This is a genomic window from Actinosynnema sp. NPDC023794 (assembly GCF_040639675.1).
Classification (GTDB): Bacteria; Actinomycetota; Actinomycetes; order Mycobacteriales; family Pseudonocardiaceae; genus Actinosynnema; species Actinosynnema luteola.
This window is the reverse complement of sequence record NZ_JBFAFR010000099.1, coordinates 1-1279: the sequence shown is the minus strand read 5'-3', so window position 1 is coordinate 1279 and position 1279 is coordinate 1. Positions and strand designations below refer to the sequence as shown.

1 protein-coding gene is annotated in these 1279 nt (G+C 70.8%); it reads left to right on the top strand.

The annotated features are described in order from the left end of the window. The first annotated feature begins 370 nt into the window (after window positions 1-370). Window positions 371-1177: a DUF2207 domain-containing protein gene (locus AB0H12_RS45165; protein WP_499632960.1), complete on the top strand. Its 807-nt coding sequence runs from the start codon at window positions 371-373 to the stop codon at window positions 1175-1177. The last annotated feature ends 102 nt before the right edge of the window (window positions 1178-1279 follow it).

Genomic DNA, 1279 nt, shown 5'->3' with positions numbered 1-1279 from the left:
CCGACCACGCCGTGGATCGGCGGGGTCGCGTCGATCAACGGGACCGGCCCCGGCTCGGGCTGCCTCCAGCTCCAACCAAGGCCGCCACGACAACCGGCGATGAAGGTCTCCCGCCTCCGTCCGACACATCAGCGTCTCGTGGCGCACCGCAACCTGCGACAGAACCCCACACCAACGGACCGACCGCGCCGTCGTGACCCGGCGGACGGCACGGAACCCGCCAGTCGCTTCGGTGTTCCGGGGAAGTCGACGGACCGCAAGCCGTGCGGCGCAGGGCGAACGCGCAGGCCCGCCGAGTTCGGCGAGCATGAGGCCGCGCAACTCGTCCGGCCGCTCGTCCGTGCCGCAGTGAGGGACGATAATGGGTCGTGTGACGATGGCGGTGTGGCTCGTGGGCGTGCTCGGGCACGGTCTGCTCGTCGCGGCGGTGTTGTCCCCGCTGTGGCTGACCTGGTTGCGGGAACGTCGGCGGCGGGCCGCTGCGGCGCGGCGTGGACCCGTGCTGCCCGACGACCTACCGGTGGATTACACGATCGCGGTGCTGGCGGGTGGGGACGGCCGGACGTGGGACGTGGCCGTGACCCGGCTGCACGCGCGTGGCGCCGTCACGTTGGCCAAGGGGAAGACCTGGGTCGAGATCACCCCGGCGCCCGGAGCGGAAGCCGAGGACGACTTCGAGTCCAGGGTGCTCCGCGCACCGCGGGACACCGGCACCGAGGACCGCATCCTCAACGCCCTGGTCGACGCGGACCTGCTGCGCCGCCGGGACGGTTACGAACGATTCCGGTGGGCGCCGTTCGCCCTGGTCGGCGCAATGCTCGTCACGGCAGGCCTCGCCGTCCTGCTCATAGCGACCACCCCGTACGCGGTGAGCGCCTTCTACATTCTGCTGGTCCTGGTCCTCACGGTGGGCGGCCCCACAGCCCTCACCAACGCGACCGACAACGTGCACTGGGCGCACCGCTACGCCACGACCACACGCGGCCGGGAACACGCCCGGACCCTCGCGGAAGGCAGGGAAGGACCGACCGTGGCCGTGGCGTTGAACGGTGTGACCGACGGCCACCCCGACCGCGAGGTGGGCGCACTGTTCCGCCTGCCGTCGTCCCCGCCGTCCCCGTCGTCCTCGCCCAGGGGCGAACCGGACAACTTCGGCGGGATCGGTGTGGGCGTGTAGGTCAGTCCTAGTGTCCTGAGTCGTTGATTCGTTGACAGTATCGGGCGAGGTTGTCGAGGATCTCGTCGGCGGTCTTGGTCCAGACGAAGGGCTTCGGGTCGT